The organism is Trueperella pecoris, from assembly GCF_014926385.1.
GTDB lineage: Bacteria > Actinomycetota > Actinomycetes > Actinomycetales > Actinomycetaceae > Trueperella > Trueperella pecoris.
This window is the reverse complement of sequence record NZ_CP053291.1, coordinates 80,629-97,557: the sequence shown is the minus strand read 5'-3', so window position 1 is coordinate 97,557 and position 16,929 is coordinate 80,629. Positions and strand designations below refer to the sequence as shown.

11 protein-coding genes and 1 pseudogene are annotated in these 16,929 nt (G+C 62.8%); 6 read left to right on the top strand and 6 right to left on the bottom strand.

Translation table 11 applies throughout. The features are described from left to right. Positions 1-17: 17 nt before the first annotated feature. A complete protein-coding gene (locus tag HLG82_RS00480) occupies positions 18-1,880 on the bottom strand; it encodes a serine/threonine protein kinase (protein WP_193326819.1) in 1,863 nt (620 codons plus the stop codon). Between the two features lie 256 nt (positions 1,881-2,136). On the opposite strand from HLG82_RS00480, the pseudogene HLG82_RS00475 reads away from it, so the two are divergent. Both HLG82_RS00475 and HLG82_RS00470 read left to right on the top strand, forming a co-directional pair. Continuing rightward, positions 2,137-3,246 (top strand): annotated as a pseudogene (locus HLG82_RS00475) (ABC transporter ATP-binding protein); the annotation flags it as partial. Positions 3,247-3,499: 253 nt separating this feature from the next. Beyond that, positions 3,500-4,771 carry a DUF4032 domain-containing protein gene (locus HLG82_RS00470; RefSeq protein ID WP_193326817.1) on the top strand — a complete coding sequence of 424 codons (1,272 nt, stop codon included), beginning with the start codon at positions 3,500-3,502 and terminating at the stop codon, positions 4,769-4,771. Positions 4,772-4,823: 52 nt separating this feature from the next. Here the strand turns inward: HLG82_RS00470 and HLG82_RS00465 are convergent, their stop codons facing one another. Next, positions 4,824-5,987 (bottom strand): ROK family transcriptional regulator, encoded by a 1,164-nt coding sequence (locus tag HLG82_RS00465; protein WP_193326816.1) that lies wholly within the window; start codon positions 5,985-5,987, stop codon positions 4,824-4,826. Positions 5,988-6,111: 124 nt separating this feature from the next. Here HLG82_RS00465 and HLG82_RS00460 point away from each other — a divergent pair, with 124 nt between their 5' ends. The 4 genes from HLG82_RS00460 to HLG82_RS00445 all read left to right on the top strand — a co-directional run bounded on the left by HLG82_RS00460 (position 6,112) and on the right by HLG82_RS00445 (position 10,987). Continuing rightward, the gene (locus HLG82_RS00460; RefSeq protein WP_193326815.1) at positions 6,112-7,353 is read left to right on the top strand and encodes an ABC transporter substrate-binding protein; all 1,242 of its coding nucleotides are present in this window, start codon (positions 6,112-6,114) and stop codon (positions 7,351-7,353) included. Positions 7,354-7,436: 83 nt separating this feature from the next. Beyond that, positions 7,437-8,342, top strand: coding sequence for a carbohydrate ABC transporter permease (locus HLG82_RS00455; RefSeq protein ID WP_193326814.1), 906 nt, complete (start codon positions 7,437-7,439; stop codon positions 8,340-8,342). Next, positions 8,342-9,199, top strand: a complete 858-nt coding sequence (locus tag HLG82_RS00450) for a carbohydrate ABC transporter permease (protein WP_193326813.1) — start codon at positions 8,342-8,344, stop codon at positions 9,197-9,199. Before HLG82_RS00455 ends, HLG82_RS00450 begins: the two co-directional genes overlap by 1 nt. Before the next feature lie 6 nt (positions 9,200-9,205). Then, positions 9,206-10,987 (top strand): DUF4091 domain-containing protein, encoded by a 1,782-nt coding sequence (locus HLG82_RS00445; RefSeq protein ID WP_193326812.1) that lies wholly within the window; start codon positions 9,206-9,208, stop codon positions 10,985-10,987. A gap of 16 nt (positions 10,988-11,003) precedes the next feature. Here HLG82_RS00445 and HLG82_RS00440 read toward each other — a convergent pair whose 3' ends face one another. The 4 genes from HLG82_RS00440 to HLG82_RS00425 all read right to left on the bottom strand — a co-directional run bounded on the left by HLG82_RS00440 (position 11,004) and on the right by HLG82_RS00425 (position 16,886). Next, positions 11,004-12,059 (bottom strand): aspartate-semialdehyde dehydrogenase, encoded by a 1,056-nt coding sequence (locus HLG82_RS00440; RefSeq protein ID WP_193326811.1) that lies wholly within the window; start codon positions 12,057-12,059, stop codon positions 11,004-11,006. Next, positions 12,056-13,330, bottom strand: coding sequence for an aspartate kinase (locus HLG82_RS00435; protein ID WP_193326810.1), 1,275 nt, complete (start codon positions 13,328-13,330; stop codon positions 12,056-12,058). The genes HLG82_RS00440 and HLG82_RS00435 overlap by 4 nt, the downstream gene beginning before the upstream one ends. 62 nt (positions 13,331-13,392) lie before the next feature. After that, the gene (recR, locus tag HLG82_RS00430; protein WP_193326809.1) at positions 13,393-14,010 is read right to left on the bottom strand and encodes a recombination mediator RecR; all 618 of its coding nucleotides are present in this window, start codon (positions 14,008-14,010) and stop codon (positions 13,393-13,395) included. Further along, positions 14,010-16,886 carry a DNA polymerase III subunit gamma and tau gene (locus HLG82_RS00425; protein WP_193326808.1) on the bottom strand — a complete coding sequence of 959 codons (2,877 nt, stop codon included), beginning with the start codon at positions 16,884-16,886 and terminating at the stop codon, positions 14,010-14,012. Before HLG82_RS00425 ends, recR begins: the two co-directional genes overlap by 1 nt. Positions 16,887-16,929 lie beyond the last annotated feature (43 nt).

Here is a 16,929-nt window from a genome sequence, read left to right as displayed (position 1 = left end):
CACCTATGTGTTGATGCCTAAAATAGCTTCACACCACTCTGGCTGACAACCACAACGGCCGCCATCGACACGACTAGCGTAATCGCCAGCCAAAAGAGCCGGTAGCCTGCCGATGGCGCGATGCTTTCCATGACGTAGCGCGCGCCCTCGCGCCCGTTGGCGTTGGTCCCCATCAGCCAGGCAACAACGAGCCCGACCCCTACCCCGACGGCGTTCGCGATCGGCGTCGTGAACGTGGTGAACAGACCTAGGCCGGTGAGGGTGGCCCATCCCACGCCGGCTCCCACCGCCAGCGACACGAGGGTGCGCAGCGCCGCGCCCAGCAGCGTCAGTGGCGATCGAGCGAATGCTCCGACGACGTCGTTGCGGTACGGTCCCCCGCGCCTCGCCCTGCGTTCTTTCAGGTCGGCTTGCGCGCCGCCCAGCCACGACACTGCGAAGATGAGCGCCCCGGCGGCTGCCGCGGCGGCGACCGGCCACGCCAACGCAAAAAGCACGACGATGACGCCCACCGCCAGCACCTGCAAACGCGCCTTTCGTGGTGGCTTGTACCACCCCGGGAGCGCCTGCCCGGGGGCGTATGGGCAGCTCAGGGCGTCGGGTTGGGCGGCGTCGCCGGCGATGGGCGCGGGCGGCTGGGAAAAGGCAGGACGGTCGAAGATGGAGGTTCGTTGCGGGCCGCCGGGCGCGACGCTGGCCGGGTGCCCACGCTCGACGTCTTGGTGCCCGCCACGACCGGGGTCGAAGGTCGGCATGTTGGCGGTGTTAGGCGGCTCGTGCACCGCCGGGGGCAGCGCCGGCCCCGGATACGCCTGTTGGCGGGTGGGGTCGAGGCTATACGGCGTCGTCATTTGGCCGGTTTGGTCAAGATCGCCGACGCCGTAGGGAGCCGTCGCGAACGAACCCCCGGTGACGATCGGGCGGGTTGCGCCGACGTTTTCCGCCAGCGCGTCTTGAGCCGACTCGTCCCAGACCTGGGTGTGCTGAGTGGCTGGCTCCTCCCAGACCTGGGTGTACTGGTCAGAGGCGCCAGCGAGCTCGTAAGAATCCGTGTAGCCGGTGGCTTCGCGAGCGCTGCCAAACCCGCCACTGGCTTCGCCGGTGGCCAGGGCCCCGAGCAGGTCGGCGAAATTGAGGCGTCCCTCGAGTCGTGGCGAGAGGGCGGCGCGAAATGCCCGGGCAACGCCCGCTGGCAGGCCGTCGAGCTGGGCGTCGCCGGTGATAACCCGATGCATGACAGCGGGCGAATTCCCTACTCCGAATGGCGCTCGTCCGGTCGCGGCATAGGCGAGGACGGCGGCGAGCGCCCACCAGTCGGCGTCGACGTCGGGATCCTGACCGCGGATCACACGTGGATCGCAGAAGCCCGGGGTGTGGGTGAGGGAGCCGGTTTGGGTCATGCGCAGGTCGTCGCCGAGCTGGGCGATGCCGAAGTCGATGAGGACCGGCCCGTCTGCCCCCATCATCACGTTGGAGGGCTTCAGGTCGCGATGTAAAACCCCCGCGTGATGGATCGACTCCAGCGCGGCGGATAGTTCTTGGCCCAGTTCGAGCAGGTCGCCACCCTCGTAGCGCCCGGATTCGCGCACGTCTCGATCGAGAGTCGGGCCCTCGATGAGTTCGGTGACGATGAAGATTTCTTCCTCGTCTGTCTCTGCGTCGAGGATCTGAGCCACATATGGGCCCTTGACGCGTTGGAGCATTGCCACCTCGCGGCGTAGCCGTTGGCGCGCGCGGGGGTCCACGGCGAGTTCGGGGTGCAAGAGTTTGAGGGCGACGTCGCGCCCGTCGGCGTCGATCGCACGATAGACGACGGACATGCCTCCTGAGCCGATCTTCTCCACGATCCGGTATCCACCGATCGTCGAACCTAACCGCATGTCACCTCAATTCTTGCAAGACCGACTAGTTTTCTCTGGGCGAAGCCAACAAAACCACGCCAGTTCCTAGACCTGTTGCCGAATAGCGTCATTATTGTCTTACAAATCTCAATAGTGCTTACTCTACAGCCCGGAGAATGTGTAAGAATACTGGGGACGTCAACGCCGATGTTGATGTCGTGTCAGAGTTGACACACTGACACCTTTCACAACGGATCGTCCGGCACGTACCTGCCGGTGAAGGGAACCATGAATAATGGCGACTGTTACATTTGAAAACGCTACCCGCGTTTACCCCGGAGCAACGACCCCTGCTGTTGATGCTCTTAACCTTGAAATTAAGGATGGCGAGTTCCTCGTGCTCGTCGGCCCTTCCGGCTGTGGTAAGTCCACGTCGCTTCGTATGCTTGCCGGCCTGGAGGACGTTAACTCTGGCCGCATCTACATTGGCGACCGTGACGTCACTGACGTCACCCCGAAGGACCGCGACATTGCGATGGTCTTCCAGAACTACGCCCTGTACCCGCATATGACCGTTGCGGACAACATGGGCTTTGCCTTGAAGATCGCAGGCGAGGATAAGGAAGTTATCCGTCAGCGCGTTGAGGAAGCGGCCAAGATCCTGGATCTGACCCAGTACCTCGATCGCAAGCCGAAGGCACTCTCCGGTGGTCAGCGTCAGCGCGTTGCCATGGGCCGTGCAATTGTTCGTAAGCCGCAGGTCTTCCTCATGGACGAGCCGCTGTCCAACCTTGACGCCAAGCTCCGTGTTCAGACTCGTACGCAGATCGCGTCACTGCAGCGCTCGCTCGGCGTCACCACCGTGTACGTCACCCACGACCAGACCGAGGCCCTGACCATGGGCGATCGCATCGCAGTCCTCAAGGACGGCATCCTCCAGCAGGTTGCTTCCCCGGCTGAGATGTTCTCCCGCCCGGCCAACGCCTTCGTCGCAGGCTTCATCGGCTCCCCGGCCATGAACCTTGGCACCTGGCGTGTCGAGGGGAACGACGCCGTCTTTGGCGACGCCCGCTTCCCGCTCCCGGCCGACGTGGTCGAGGTTGCCCGCAAGGACGGCTCGCTCACGGTTGGTCTGCGCCCCGAGGCTCTCGAGGTTGCTCCCGCCGGCCAGGGCGGCATCCCGGTGAAGGTCACCTTCGTCGAGTCGCTCGGTTCTGACGCTTACGTCTACGGCACCGTCGTCGGCGCAGAGCGCGAGTCGGACAAGTTCGGTTCTGGCGACCAGTCGGAGACGATGGTTGTTCGCATCGAGCCGTACCACGTGCCGGCTGCTGGCGAAGTCATCTACCTCAAGCCGAAGGCAGAGCACACCCACTTCTTCTCCACCTCGACCGGCGAGCGCATCGAGTCCGCCGTCACTCGCGATGTGATGAAGGACGTGGATAACGCCGCCGCCGAGGTCCGCGTAGAGGATCCGCAGGCCTAATTTCAGGCACCCACGACGCCGGGGCTCAGGTTTACGCCGGGCTCCGGCGTCGCCCATATCCGGCTCAGGTTTAGGCCGGGCTCCGGCGTCGTCCACAGGCTGACTCGGGCCTCGCCCGCGCTCGGGTAAAGTGGTATCCCGGTTTACGCATCTTGAATGAAAGAGGAGAGGCATGATCAAGTCGTTGCAGATCACTTCTGCACAGGTCGAGCCCGCACTTCTTGATCTTCCGTGGAACATTCCGCTTGAGGAGTGGCCCATGGACATCATCGCCGCGCTGCCTCGCGGAATTTCCCGCCACATTGTGCGCTTCGCTTATTTGGCGGGCAAGGTTGTCGCCGTCAAGGAAATCGGCGAGTCGGTTGCCTACCACGAGTACGAAACGCTCCGCGACCTTAACCGCGTAGCCGCGCCGTGCGTGGAACCGCTGGCTGTGATTACGGGCCGCTACGACGATAACGGGGAGCCACTCAACGCCGCCCTCGTCACCCACCATCTTCCCTTCTCGTTGCCCTATCGCTCGCTCTTCGGGCAGGCCTCGATGCGCACGGACACCGTCCACCGCCTCATTGACGCCCTGGCCGTTCTCATGGTGCGCCTGCATCTACTAGGCTTTTACTGGGGAGACGTCTCGCTGTCGAACACGCTGTTCAGGCGAGATGCGGGCGAGTTTTCTGCATACCTCGTGGACGCGGAGACGGGCGAACTCGAGGACAACCTGTCCCAGCGCAAACGCCACTACGACATCGACGTGGCCCGCGTGAATATCATCGGCGAGCTCATGGACTTGCAAGCCGGCTCCATTCTTGATCCCGAATTTGATGCCATCGCCGTCGGCAACCGTTTTGAAGAGCGCTACCGCGAACTGTGGGACGAGCTCACCAGCGAGGAGTCCTTCGACCGTTCCGAGCGTTGGCGCGTGGATGCGCGCATCCGCCGGCTCAACGACCTGGGCTTCGAGGTGGGCGAGCTCGCCATGTCCACCGACATCGACGGCACCTCCATTTCCATTCAGCCCAAAGTGGTCGATCTCGGCCACTATTCGCGCAAGCTCATGCGCCTGACCGGCCTTGACGTCGAAGAAAAGCAGGCGCGACGCCTGGTGAACGACATGGAGTCCTACCGTGCGATGACGGGCAAGTCGAACTTCCCGCTCGAGATCGTGGCTCACGAGTGGATGATGAACGTCTACGAGCCGACCGTGTCGGCCATCCCCGCCGAGTTGCGCGCCAAGCTCCAGCCAGCCCAGCTCTTCCACGAGGTGCTCGAGCATCGCTGGTTCATGTCCGAACGCGAGAATCGCGACGTCCCCATGGCCGAGGCCGTCCCTGCCTACGTGGCCGAGGTCCTCGCTCACCGGCGCGACGAATCACGCTTCATCGGGGCCGACGCAGACGGCCCGACCACGGAAGAGTTCGAGATCGGCACGATCTTCGGCGACTAGGGTCGCATCCGGGCGCATATGAACCGCCGGGCGCGTCCGTTCGCTGCGCACCCTAGAACTGGGCGGGCGGGTTGACCAGGTCGAGCATCTGCCTGCGGGCCCGGCCGAGCACGTACATCTTGGCGCCTTCCTGGACGGACTGCGCGCCCTGAGGGGCCACGCGAACCGCCGGAGGCGTGGGGGTGGCAGAGCGTAGCTCGCGGTCGATTGCTTCCATCAGCGCTGGTCCGCAGTCCACGATTGCACCGCCGACGGCGACCGTGTCCGGATCGAGCGTGAGGACCATGGGTGTGAGCGCCCTGCCCATGAGCTTGCCAAGTTCGCCAATAAAGGGCTTATCGCGATCGATCTGCTGGGCGTGGGCGAAGACGGTACGGATGGGATCGCCATGCTGGCCTTCGAGCTCTCGCAGAAACTTCGACACCTGCATCCATGCGCCGTCGGTGTCCTGCAGGATTTCCCCGGCGGCGCCGTGGGCGCCCTCGAGGAGGACGCCGCCAAAAATGAGGCCGCAGCCGATGTCTTCCGAGCAGTGTATCGCGATCATTGACTCTGCCGAGTCTGGGGCATTGAGCTGGCTGTACATCCATTGGGCTGCGACCTTGGCGTCGTTGAGCGCGACCACCCGTGCCTCGTGCCCGCGCTCGGCAAGAATCTGGTCGAGGCGGCCGACCCACGCGTTGTCGTTGAGCGCGGGGAAGGACTCGGAACGAACCACAAGCCCACGATTGACGATTCCCATCACGACGACGGCCACCGAGTAGATTGGGCGCTCGATCGAATCGAGAATCTCACCAAGCGCGCCGACGAGGCGATCGCCGACCTCGGACGGGTTGGAGAAGTCCGACGCTAGGCGAGTGATGACGTCCCCCGCGGCGTCGAGCGCGAAGGCCTGTACGACGTCGTAATTCACGCGCAAGACAACGCTGCAGTGGTGCGAGCGGTTGAGCGAGAACAGTTGCGGTTTGCGCCCACCGGTGGCGTGGGCACGGGTGGCGGTCTTCGTGGCAACGAGGCCGTGGTCGATGAGGTCGCCAAGAATGCGGGTCACGGTTGGGCGCGAAAGGCCACTGAGCTGGCAGACATGGGTAATCGAGAAGACGAACGGTTCCGACGAGAGCACGTTGAGCACAGCGTTCGTCGAATTGTCACGGGTGAGTGTATTCAACCCGGATTCCCCAGCCAAAAGTGGGGTCAAAGCCGTTTGCCTATCCATACAGTTATTATACACGGCACAATTTGGTTACGAAACACGATTCAAAGAGGGGTTGTGTAACTGGGTTTCTTTTCATTAGAATCGCTCACATCGGCAATGACGCCGCACTAGTCAAGGAGTATTCATGAAACGCTCGTTTAAAACTTTCGCCGCCGCGGTAGCCACGCTCGCGCTCCTAGCGGGATGCGGAGGAAGTGGCACCACCGAGTCGAAGGACACCGCCACAAAACTCAACATGTGGGTCCCGCCGCTCGCCGCCAACAACCAGGACAAGGAACTGTGGGACGAGATCGTCGCACCGTTCGAGAAGGACAACAACGTCGACGTCAACATTACCGTCATCCCCTGGGACGCCTACGAGACCAAGTACCTCACCGGCATCTCCTCCAACGACGGCCCCGACGTCGGCTACATGTACTCCGAAATGATCGGCGACTACATCGCCAAGGGCCAGCTCGTCGACCTCACCGACAAGGTCACCAAGGAGCAGAAGGATAACTTCTACTTCCTCAAGAACGGCGAATTCGACGGCAAGCAATACTCCATCCCGCTCATCGTCGGAGGCGCCCGCGTGCTGTTCTACAACAAGGACCTCCTGGCCAAGGCCGGGGTCGAGGCACCCACCACCTGGCAAGAATTCCTCGACGCCGGAGTCAAGCTCAAGGAAGCCGGCATCAAGCCCTACACCGCCGCGTGGGGCGACCCGGCCCGCGGCGCCATGAACCACGTCTTCTTCCCCTACCTCTTCCAGGCAGGCGGCAAGCTTTTCGCCGACGACGGATCCAGGACCCTCTTCGATTCTCCCGAAATGATGGAGGCCGCCAAGTTCGTCATGGAGCTGCGCGATAAGGGCGTACTCGACGAGACCGCAACCGGCACCACCCCCGAAACCCAGCGCAAGGACTTCGAGGAGGGCAAGGCCGCGTTCGTCATCACCTCCGACCAGGACATGCAAAAGTGGACCGACGCCGGCATCAACTGGGGCGCCATCACCTCTCTCAAGGGCAAGCAAGAAGGCACGTTCATCGCCTCCGATTCCCTGGCCATGCTCAAAAAGTGCGGCGATCAGGACCTGTGCTACAAACTGATCTCCTTCGTCACCTCCGGCCCGCAGATGGAGAAGCTCCACAAGCAGGCCGCGTTCCCTCCGCTGGGCAAGGACGAGAAATCTACCTACCCCGAGCAGTTCGCCAAGATGTACGCCGAGCAGGCCAACATCCTTCACCCCCTCCCCGTGATCCCCAACGGCACCGGCACCTATCAGGTTCTCTACGAAAATCTTCAGCAGATGCTCAACGGCCAAAAGACGCCCGAGCAGGCGCTCGGCGACGCAGCAACCGAAGCTAACGCAATGCTGGCCAAGTAGGCCAAATATCTTTGAGTTGGTGCCGCTTCACCCCTCCCCTTGAGGCGGCACCAACTCATCCACGACCACACAGAGGTGAACTTATGGCGAGGTCAACGACCGTTTCGCAGAAAAAGAACCGCAGCCTATCGCAACGATGGTCCGGGACAGCCTACGTGCTACCCTCCTTCGCCATCCTCCTCCTCATTGCGCTCATCCCCATCGTCTACACGGCCTACCTGTCGTTCACCAAATACGATGTGCTCTCCGACCCGATCTGGGCCGGCACAGCTAACTACGAAAAGCTTGCCACCGACCAGAAATTCTGGTCAGCCCTGAAGAACACCGTCATCTACACGGTCTTCACCGTGCCGCTACAGATTTTCATCCCGATGCTCCTCGCCGACATGCTCGCCAAGACCAAGGAGAAGTGGCTCTCCGGCTTCGTGCGATCGGTCCTGTTCGTACCCGTCGTTGCCTCACTCATCCTCGTCGGCACCGTCTGGCGCTACATGCTCTCCGGCGACACCGGATTCTTCAACTCGATCCTGGCCGATTTCGGCGTCGGGCCCATTAACTTCCTTGGCAATCCCACGTGGGCGATGGCCGTCGTTATCATCGTCAGCGCCTGGAAGAACATCGGATACTTCCTCGTCCTCTTCTACGCCGGCGTCCTCGACATCCCGGCAGAACGCTACGAGGCCGCATCCGTCGACGGCGCCGGGCGCGTCCAGCAGTTCTTCCACGTGACCATGCCTGGCCTGCGCCCGGTCACCGTCCTGTGCGTCATCCTGTCAACGATCTGGTCTTTCCAGGTCTTCGACCTCGTCTACGTCATGACCGGCGGTGGCCCCGGCGGCGCAACCACCACCCTCGTCATGGCCATCTACCAGCAGGGATTCAAGCTGTTCCAGATGGGAAGCGCCTCCGCCATCGCCATCGTGCTACTCATCATCATTATCATCTTCTCCGCCCTGCAGAAGCTTGTCATGAAGGAGGACGAGAACTAATGCGCGACCACACCTCACACGCCGACGCACGTACCGGCCACAATGCACGGCGCGGACGCATCGGAAACGTCGTCCTCTGGATCGTCATCGTTCCCCTCCTCGTGCTCGCGGTCCTGCCCTTCATCCTGATGGTCGTCAGCTCCCTGCAGCACACGACCAAGCTCACGTTCTCCGTCACCCCCGACGCCCTCACCTTCGACAACTACGTCAACCTCTTCACCGTGCAAGGCTTCGGCTCAGCGCTGCTGACGTCCCTCAGCGTCGTCGTTATCGCATGCGTCCTCAACGTGATTGTCTGTTCTCTAGCGGGCTTTGGCTTCGCCTTCAAGCGCTTCCCCGGCTCGGAAGCCCTCTTCTGGCTCTACCTGGGCACGATGATGATCCCCGCCCAGGTCACGATGATCCCCATGTTCATCATGTTCCGTGAGATGGGCATCCTCGGCTCACACTTCGCACTAGCCATCCCCGTAGTCAACGCGTTCGGCGTCTTCCTCATACGCCAATTCATGTACTCCATCCCCCACTCCCTCCTCGACGCCGCCCGCATCGACGGCGCCTCCGACTTCCGCATCTTCCTGACGATCATCGTCCCGCTCATCAAGCCGGTACTCGTGGCGTTGACAGTATTTACCTTCCTCACCACATGGAACGACTTCATGTGGCCGCTCATCTCACTGACCTCCGACGACACCCGAACCGTCACGCTCGCCGTCTCCCAGATGACCGGCGCCTTTGAAACCCAGTACGGCATGGTCATGGCGGGAACGACGATCGCCTTCCTCGTTCCCTTCCTCGTCTACGTCGTCCTCCAACGCCAATTCGTTGAAGGCGTCACCTCGACCGGCATTAAGGGCTGATAACACATGACCATCACATTCGAACTGTGCGATTCCCTGACAAAGGTGGTTCCCGCCGAGACTCCTCGGCGCAACGACGCCGCCCTCAGCGGCCTCATTGGCGAAACCCTGTCTTTCCAAACCGCCTGGCTAGACACCATGCCGCGCGCCGCGCGCTCCCAGATTACCGTCACTGTCACGCCCGTCTTCACTGACGCCGATAGCGTGCCGGGCGGGGCTTCGGAGGGCGTGCCGGGCGGCGTCGTGACCAGCGAGAGCGTGGCCGCCTTCCACGTAGGCCTCGTGCCCGCCAACCTCCCCGCACCCGACGTCCCCGACGACGGCTACTTCACCACCACCCCCACCCTCCTTCCCGACCCCCTCGAGGAGCTCAGCCTCTCCCGGACGAAAGCCGGACACACCGCCGTCGTGCAATCCGCCCACCGCGGCTGGAACTCACTCTGGTGGGACATCGAGGCCATGCCGGGCCTCGTCGGCATCGAGATCCAAGGCGCCATCCGCACCCGCCACGGGCACTTCCTCAGCCCCGAGACGGAAGTCGTCTGGAATGAGCGGCTCGACGTCGTCGTCAAAAACCGACATCTACCCAAGCCCAGACTCCACAACATTCAATGGTTCCACGCTGACTCAATCGCCAACTACTACGGCGTTGAACCCTGGAGCGAAGAGCACTGGCAAGCCGTGCGGGCACACATGGAATCGTGCGCGCGTATGCGCGTCAACACCATCCTGACGCCCGTGTGGACGCCGCCGCTGGATGTCGCCCCCGGAATTTACCGGCGCAACGTCCAACTCCTCGACATCAGCGAACGCGCAGGCACCTACCACTTCGACTTCACCAAGCTCGACCGCTGGCTCGAGCTGCTCCTCGAGGCCGGGCTGACCGACGTCGAGGTGCCCCACCTCTTCACCCAATGGGGCGCGCACGCCTGCCCGCGTTTCTGGATCAGCAGCGACGACCAGGGCGGAACAGCGGCGGACGGCCGGGGCGGAGTAGCGGCGGACGGCCCGCGCAATGAGCCACAACCTCGCTTCGGCTGGGACGTGGCCGCGACGTCGGCCGAATACCACGACTTCCTCGCGCAACTCATCCCCGCGCTGCGTGAACACCTCAATGAGAAGGTCGGCGAGGACCACGTCTGGTACCACGTCTCCGACGAACCTGAGGCCGAACATTATTCCTCGTACAAGGAGGCGCGGGACTCCGTCGTCGCACTCCTTGATGGCGCCCAGCTTATCGACGCGCTTGGCGACCCCGATTTCCAAAACCTCGTCCAAACGCCCATCGTCGCATCCGACGCCATACCCCGCTTCCGCGAGCGCGGCATCAACCCGACGTGGGTCTACTACTGCGTGGCGCAGGACTTGGGCGTAGCAAACCGCTTCCTGGCCCAGCGCCCCAACCGCCACCGCGCCCTGGGCTTTCAGCTCTATCAGGGGCAGGCAGTCGGTTTCCTACATTGGGCGTTCAACTTCTACAACACTCAGTATTCGTTGCGGGCCCTCGATCCTTACCGGGACACCTCTGCGGGCGGCGGCTTCTACTCCGGTGACGCGTTCGTGGTCTACCCGCTTCCGGGCGGGCAGGTCATGGAGAGCCTGCGCCACCGTATGTTGCGCGCCGCCTTCGACGACCTCGCCGTGTGCCAGCTGGCGGAGGAGATGGTCGGGCGCGAGGCCGTACTCGATATCATCAACCCCGATCGCGACCTCGATTACAACTCGGGATGGGTCAGCGAGGCCGAACTGTTGCGGCGCCGGGCGGCGCTCGATGCGCTGATCTCGTAGGTCTGCCGGCCCGCCCCTAACCCCGCAGTTCCTCGATGACGAGCTCCGCGATCTGGATGGTGTTGAGAGCCGCACCCTTGCGCAGGTTGTCGCCCACAACGAAGAAAGACAGCCCCTTCGCGGGATCGTCGGCGGCGTAGTTCTGCCGCACGCGCCCCACATAACAGGCGTCGTTTCCAGCGGATTCTAGCGGGTTGGGAACCTCGGTGTATTCCACGCCGGGGGCAACCTTGAGAAGCTCAATCGCGCGTTCTACCGAAATCTCGTTCTCGAACTCGGCCGACACCGCCATCGAGTGCCCGGTAAACACGGGAACACGCACGCACGTGCCCGCGACCTTGATGTCTGGCAGGCCCAAAATCTTGCGCGACTCGTTTCGTAGTTTCTGCTCTTCGTCGGTCTCGAAGGTGGCGTCATCCACGATGGAGCCGGCCAGCGGCACAACGTTGAAGGCGATCGGAGCAACATAGGGCTTCGTGTCAGCGGGGTGCGCGATGGCGTACCCATCCACGGCGAGCTCCTTGAGGGCCTCCCCTCCTTCGACGCCGGCGCGGGCCTGGTTGGCTAGGGCGTTCACGCCGGCAAGTCCAGATCCGGACACGGCCTGGTAGGAGCTCACGACCATCTTTTTCAGCCCGGCTTCATCGGCGAGTACCTTGACGACGGGCATGATCGCCATCGTGGTGCAATTGGGGTTGGCGATGATTCCCTTCGGGCGGTCCTTGATCGCCTCCGGGTTAACTTCGGACACGACGAGCGGCACCTGCGGGTCCTTTCGCCATGCGGAGGAGTTATCGACGACGACGGCGCCCGCCGCCGCAAATTTCGGCGCGTACTCTAACGACGCCGCTCCGCCGGCCGAAAACACAGCAACGTCGATTCCTGAGAAGTCGGCGTCGGCTACGTCTTCAACCACGACGTCGTGCCCCCGGAATGGCAGAACGGTGCCCGCCGAACGAGCCGACGAGAAGAACCTAACCGCATCGACATCCACGTTGCGTTCTTCTAGCAATGTGCGCATGACGCGTCCGACCTGGCCGGTTGCGCCAACAACTGCAAGGGTGATGTTCATCGTCCGCTACCTCCGTAAACGATTGCTTCTTCTTCGGCATCTAGGTCGAATGCGGTGTGTACGACTCGGACGGCCTCGGGTACGTCGCGGGCGTCGAGCACGGTGGAGATACGAATCTCCGAGGTGGAAATCATGTCAATGTTGATACCTGCTTCGGCGAGGGCGGCGAAGAACTTCGCGGTCACTCCCGGGTGCGACCGCATACCTGTACCTATCAGCGAGAGGATGCCGACGCCGTCGTCTTGCTGAATCTGGTCGAAGCCGAGGCTCTCGCGGGCTGCCTCGAGGGCGTCGACGGCGAGCTGGACCTCGGCGATGGGCAGCGTGAAGGAGATGTTGGCTTGGCCTGGCTGGTTGACGGGCACATTTTGGACGATCATGTCGATTGACGAGCCGGCGTCGGCGACCACCTGGAAGATGCGGGCGGCGGCCCCCGGTTCGTCGGGGACGCGCGTGATGGTAATTTTTGCCTGCGATGTATCGTGGCTGATCCCGGAGATGATCGGGGCTTCGTTGTCGCCGTCCCAGCGGCTACGGGTGGACTCGTTCACGATCCACGTTCCTTCCTTGTTGGAAAACGATGAGCGCACATGTAATGGCACGTCGTAGCGGCGAGCGTATTCGACTGCACGCAGGTGCAAGATTTTGGCGCCGTGTGCTGCCATCTCGAGTGTTTCTTCGTAGGTCAGCGCCGGTATTTGCCGGGCGGACTTGCAGATGCGGGGGTCGGCGGTCAGCACGCCGTCGACGTCGGAGTAGATTTCGCACACGTCCGCACGCAGTGCCGCTGCGAAGGCGACGGCGGTGGTGTCGGATCCGCCGCGGCCGAGCGTGGTGACGTCTTCGTGTATGTTGACGCCTTGGAAGCCTGCGATGATGGCGATTTCGTCGGCTTGCAGGACGCGGGCGATGCGTTCGGGCACGACGCCGACGATCGACGCCTTGCCGTAGGCCGTATCGGTGTGGAGGCCGGCTTGTTGGCCGGTGAAGGCATGGGCGTGCACGCCGAGGTCGGTCACGGCCATGGCGAGGAGCGCCATGGAGATGCGTTCGCCGGCTGTGAGCAGGATGTCCATTTCGCGTGCGCTGGGTGCATCCGTAACTGAGGCGGCGAGGTCGATCAGTTCGTCGGTCGTGTCGCCCATGGCGGATACGATGACGACGACCTTGTTTCCGGCCTGATGCGTGTCCACAATGCGTTTGGCGACGCGCTTGATGCCGTCGGCGTCGGCGACGGATGATCCGCCGAACTTTTGCACGATGAGAGACACTTTAACTCCTTATTATTGGTGCCCTCATGGTATGTGAGGTTTGCGTATGAGGCACGGGACTCTCATCTGGTGGGCGTATGGATGCGTTGGCGGCCTTCCATGGCGCGGGAGATGGTCACTTCGTCGGCGTATTCGAGGTCGCCGCCGACGGGTAGTCCGGAGGCCAGGCGCGAGACGATGACGTTCATGTGGGACAGGTTAAGCGAGAGGTAGGTTGCGGTAGCCTCGCCTTCAACGTTGGGGTCCATGGCGAGGATGACCTCTTGGACTTCACCGGATCCGAGGCGCGCGTAGAGTTCTCGGATGCGCAGGTTGTCTGGGCCGACGCCGCCGATGGGGTCGATGGCGCCGCCGAGCACGTGATATTTGCCGCGGTATTCGCGGGAGCGTTCGATGGCGACGATATCTTTGGCCTCTTCAACGACGCAGATCACCGAGTCGAGGCGGCGCGGATCAGAGCAGATTCGGCAGAGCGTGTCTTCGGTGACGTTGCCGCAGACTTCGCAGAATTTTACCTTTGATTTCACGGATTCGAGGGCGTCGACGAGGGCCTGGACTTCGGCGTCGTCAGCTTCGAGTAGGTAAAAGGCGATGCGCTGGGCGCCTTTGGGGCCCACCCCGGGCAGGCGCCCGAGTTCGTCAATGAGCGTCTGTACGGCGCCGTCGTATACTCCGGCCATTAGCCCTCCTCACGTTCTTCGATCACTTTAGCGTCGAAGCGCTCGAGCACAACTTGTAGACCCACCACGGTTGACTGTGAGATATCGGGGTCGTCCGCCGAGGCGCCTTCCCACTCGGGATTTTCTTCTGCGGGTTCGGGTTCGTCGTCCGGGTCGCCGACGGCGGTCAGGTGCGTCACCGGTCCCGGCGGCGGACTCCACTTTCCTCGCGTCGTGTGTGTGAAGGGGTCTTCGACGGGTGGCACGGTAAAGGGCATTTTCACGACGCCGTCACCCGCGTTGTCGGCTGTCTCACCGTAGCTGGTGACCATGTTTGCCGGCAGGTCGGCGGGCGGGGGCATGGGGAAGTTCTCGGCGGCCGATCCGAGGATGGAGGCGGCCGAGGATGTAGGAGTTGCAGGCCAATCGGGCCGAGAACCAGGGGCCACGGCTTGGGAGCTCGACGGTTCGGACGTGGGTGAGGGTTGGAATGTGGGCGAGACTTGCGATGTTGCGGGCGAGGCATGGGAGGCACGTGCGCTGGCGTTCGGGTAGCCATGGGGTTCGCCGTAGAGGGCCTCGTCATATTCGTCGATGGGCTCGGGGCCAGGTTCGAAGACCGGTTCGCTATTCGCCGGCTCGAGTGAGTGCACCTGCCGCGCTTGCTGGGATGGGCGTGTTGGCGGCGACTCCGGTTCCGGTTCCATAGCAGGCGCCGCAGTGGTTTCTCGCCCGGGAGCGGCCGGCTGTGGTTGCGTAGCTGGAACCGGCATGGGTGCCCGTTGCGGGGCCGACTCGCCAAGGGCGGCGGCGCCTGCCTTGGCCTCGGAGTCGCCATGAGTGGTGGCGTCAGCGTGAGTGGTGGCGTCGGCGTGCGGCTGCGTTGGCGCCGCGACCTGCGCGGCACTAACTTTTGGGCCCTCTCCCCCTGCCCTGCCTTGAACGCGCAGACTCAGGTTGAGATGCGTGGAGAGAATCTGCTCGACCTCGCGAGCGCCCCGGGCAGTGAAGGCGTTGGCCACGCCCGGCTGATCGAAGCCGACGTATAGCACGCCTCCTTCGACGCTCACCGGTCCACGTGCTGCGTTCAGTTGCGCGTGGGCGATGCGTGACAGGCTCTGGTCAGAGATAATCGCACCCCAGTGTGAAGTGACCTGGGCCAACGGACCCTCGCTCGCTGAGTCCTGCGCGGGTGCTGGTTGTTCTTGCCTTTGCGGGTTCTCCGGCGCGTTGACTCGCTCGCCCCTCGGCCGACTTCCACCCTCTTCGCCACTCGGTTCGTCCACTGGCATCGCGGGCATCGGCCGAACACGCGGATCCATCTGATCTAGCCGGCGCTGACGATCGACCAAGGATTCCTGAGGCGCTGGCATACCCTGCCGTGTCGGCCGTCCTTGCTCGATTGGCAGGTTCTGTTGACGTGGAGGCTCGTGAGGAGCGGGTGTCTCTTGCGGTTCGGGAACGCTGTGAGCACTGGGAGCCATTTGAGGAGCGGCAACAGCCTGAGGAGCGGGTGTCGCCTGCGGAGCGACTCCCCCTTGTTGAGGTGTCCGGCTCTGCGACGCCGGCTGCCTTTGCGGCGCCTGCTGGCCTTGTTGCACAGCGCTAGCCTGAGGTGTTTGGGGGGCCCGTGGCGCTTCTTGCGCTTGTGGCCCTTGCTTGGCTTGAGGTGCTTGCTGGGCTTGTGGCGCCGCAACGGAGCCAGCCCGCGAACGGAACTTGGCCAGGCTACTGGCCACCTCGGGGGTCGGAGCCTCTGGCCCGTTCTTAACGACCGCCTGCTGTTCCGGAGCACCCACGCGCGCAATGATCAACCGTGCACACAGCAACTCCAGCTGCAGCCGCGGCGCAGTTGCGCCCGCCATCTCGCTGAGTGCCTCATTCGTCAGATCCGCGCACTGCGAGGCGCGTTCGGCACCCAGCGCGCTCGCCTGGTCAATCATGGTCGCATACTGGTCTTCAGGAACGGAAACGAAGACATCCTTCGCTTCTTCTCCTGCCAAGGAAATGATGACCAAGTCACGCAACCGTTGGAGAAGGTCCTCCACGAAACGGCGCGGATCATGACCTGACTTCACAACTGCATCGACCACGCCGAAAATTCCTGCACCGTCACGAGCTGTGATCGCATTGATAGCTTCGTCCAGCAAAGTCGCCGACGTGTAGCCGAGTAGCGCCACCGCGCGTTCATAGTCCAGGCGTGTTCCTTCCGAACCACCAATAATCTGGTCAAGCACGGACAATGTGTCACGTACGGAGCCTGTTCCCGCCCGCACAACGAGAGAGAGCAGATCCTTCCCAGCGCTCACACCCTCCTGCGCGCACAACAGCGCCAGGTACTTTTCCAAGTCGAGCGGCGGCACAAGACGGAACGGATAGTGATGTGTGCGCGAGCGAATCGTCCCGATGACCTTTTCGGGCTCGGTCGTGGCAAAAATGAACTTCACATGCGGAGGCGGTTCCTCAACCAGCTTCAACAGTGCATTGAAGCCCTGGTTAGTGACCATGTGTGCCTCATCGATGATGAAGATCTTGAAGCGATCCCGCACCGGAGCGAAACCGGCCTGTTCCCGAAGCTCTCGCGCGTCATCGACGCCGCCGTGCGACGCCGCATCAAGCTCCACCACGTCCAATGACCCGGAACCGTCCCGCGAAAGCTCCTTACAAGAATCGCACACGCCACAGGGCGTAGCCGTTGGATACTCAACGCAATTCAGGCAACGCGCGAGAATACGCGCCGAGGTGGTCTTCCCACATCCGCGCGGACCGGAGAACAGATAGGCATGCGTAGTGCGACCCGCTTCCAGGGCAGCCTTCAGTGGCTTGGTGACGTGATCTTGACCGATCACTTCCTGGAAAGACTCGGGCCGGTAACGGCGATACAGGGCGATACTCACGCTCCCTAGTCTACGCAAACCCTCCGTCAAATTTTTCTCGCTC

What these genes read in the sequence shown, in the direction of transcription:
- HLG82_RS00480 (WP_193326819.1), bottom strand. Translation starts at nt 1,880, where the DNA reads ATGCGGTTAGGTTCGACGATCGGTGGATACCGGATCGTGGAGAAGATC.
- HLG82_RS00470 (WP_193326817.1), top strand. Translation starts at nt 3,500, where the DNA reads ATGATCAAGTCGTTGCAGATCACTTCTGCACAGGTCGAGCCCGCACTT.
- HLG82_RS00465 (WP_193326816.1), bottom strand. Translation starts at nt 5,987, where the DNA reads ATGGATAGGCAAACGGCTTTGACCCCACTTTTGGCTGGGGAATCCGGG.
- HLG82_RS00460 (WP_193326815.1), top strand. Translation starts at nt 6,112, where the DNA reads ATGAAACGCTCGTTTAAAACTTTCGCCGCCGCGGTAGCCACGCTCGCG.
- HLG82_RS00455 (WP_193326814.1), top strand. Translation starts at nt 7,437, where the DNA reads ATGGCGAGGTCAACGACCGTTTCGCAGAAAAAGAACCGCAGCCTATCG.
- HLG82_RS00450 (WP_193326813.1), top strand. Translation starts at nt 8,342, where the DNA reads ATGCGCGACCACACCTCACACGCCGACGCACGTACCGGCCACAATGCA.
- HLG82_RS00445 (WP_193326812.1), top strand. Translation starts at nt 9,206, where the DNA reads ATGACCATCACATTCGAACTGTGCGATTCCCTGACAAAGGTGGTTCCC.
- HLG82_RS00440 (WP_193326811.1), bottom strand. Translation starts at nt 12,059, where the DNA reads ATGAACATCACCCTTGCAGTTGTTGGCGCAACCGGCCAGGTCGGACGC.
- recR (WP_193326809.1), bottom strand. Translation starts at nt 14,010, where the DNA reads ATGGCCGGAGTATACGACGGCGCCGTACAGACGCTCATTGACGAACTC.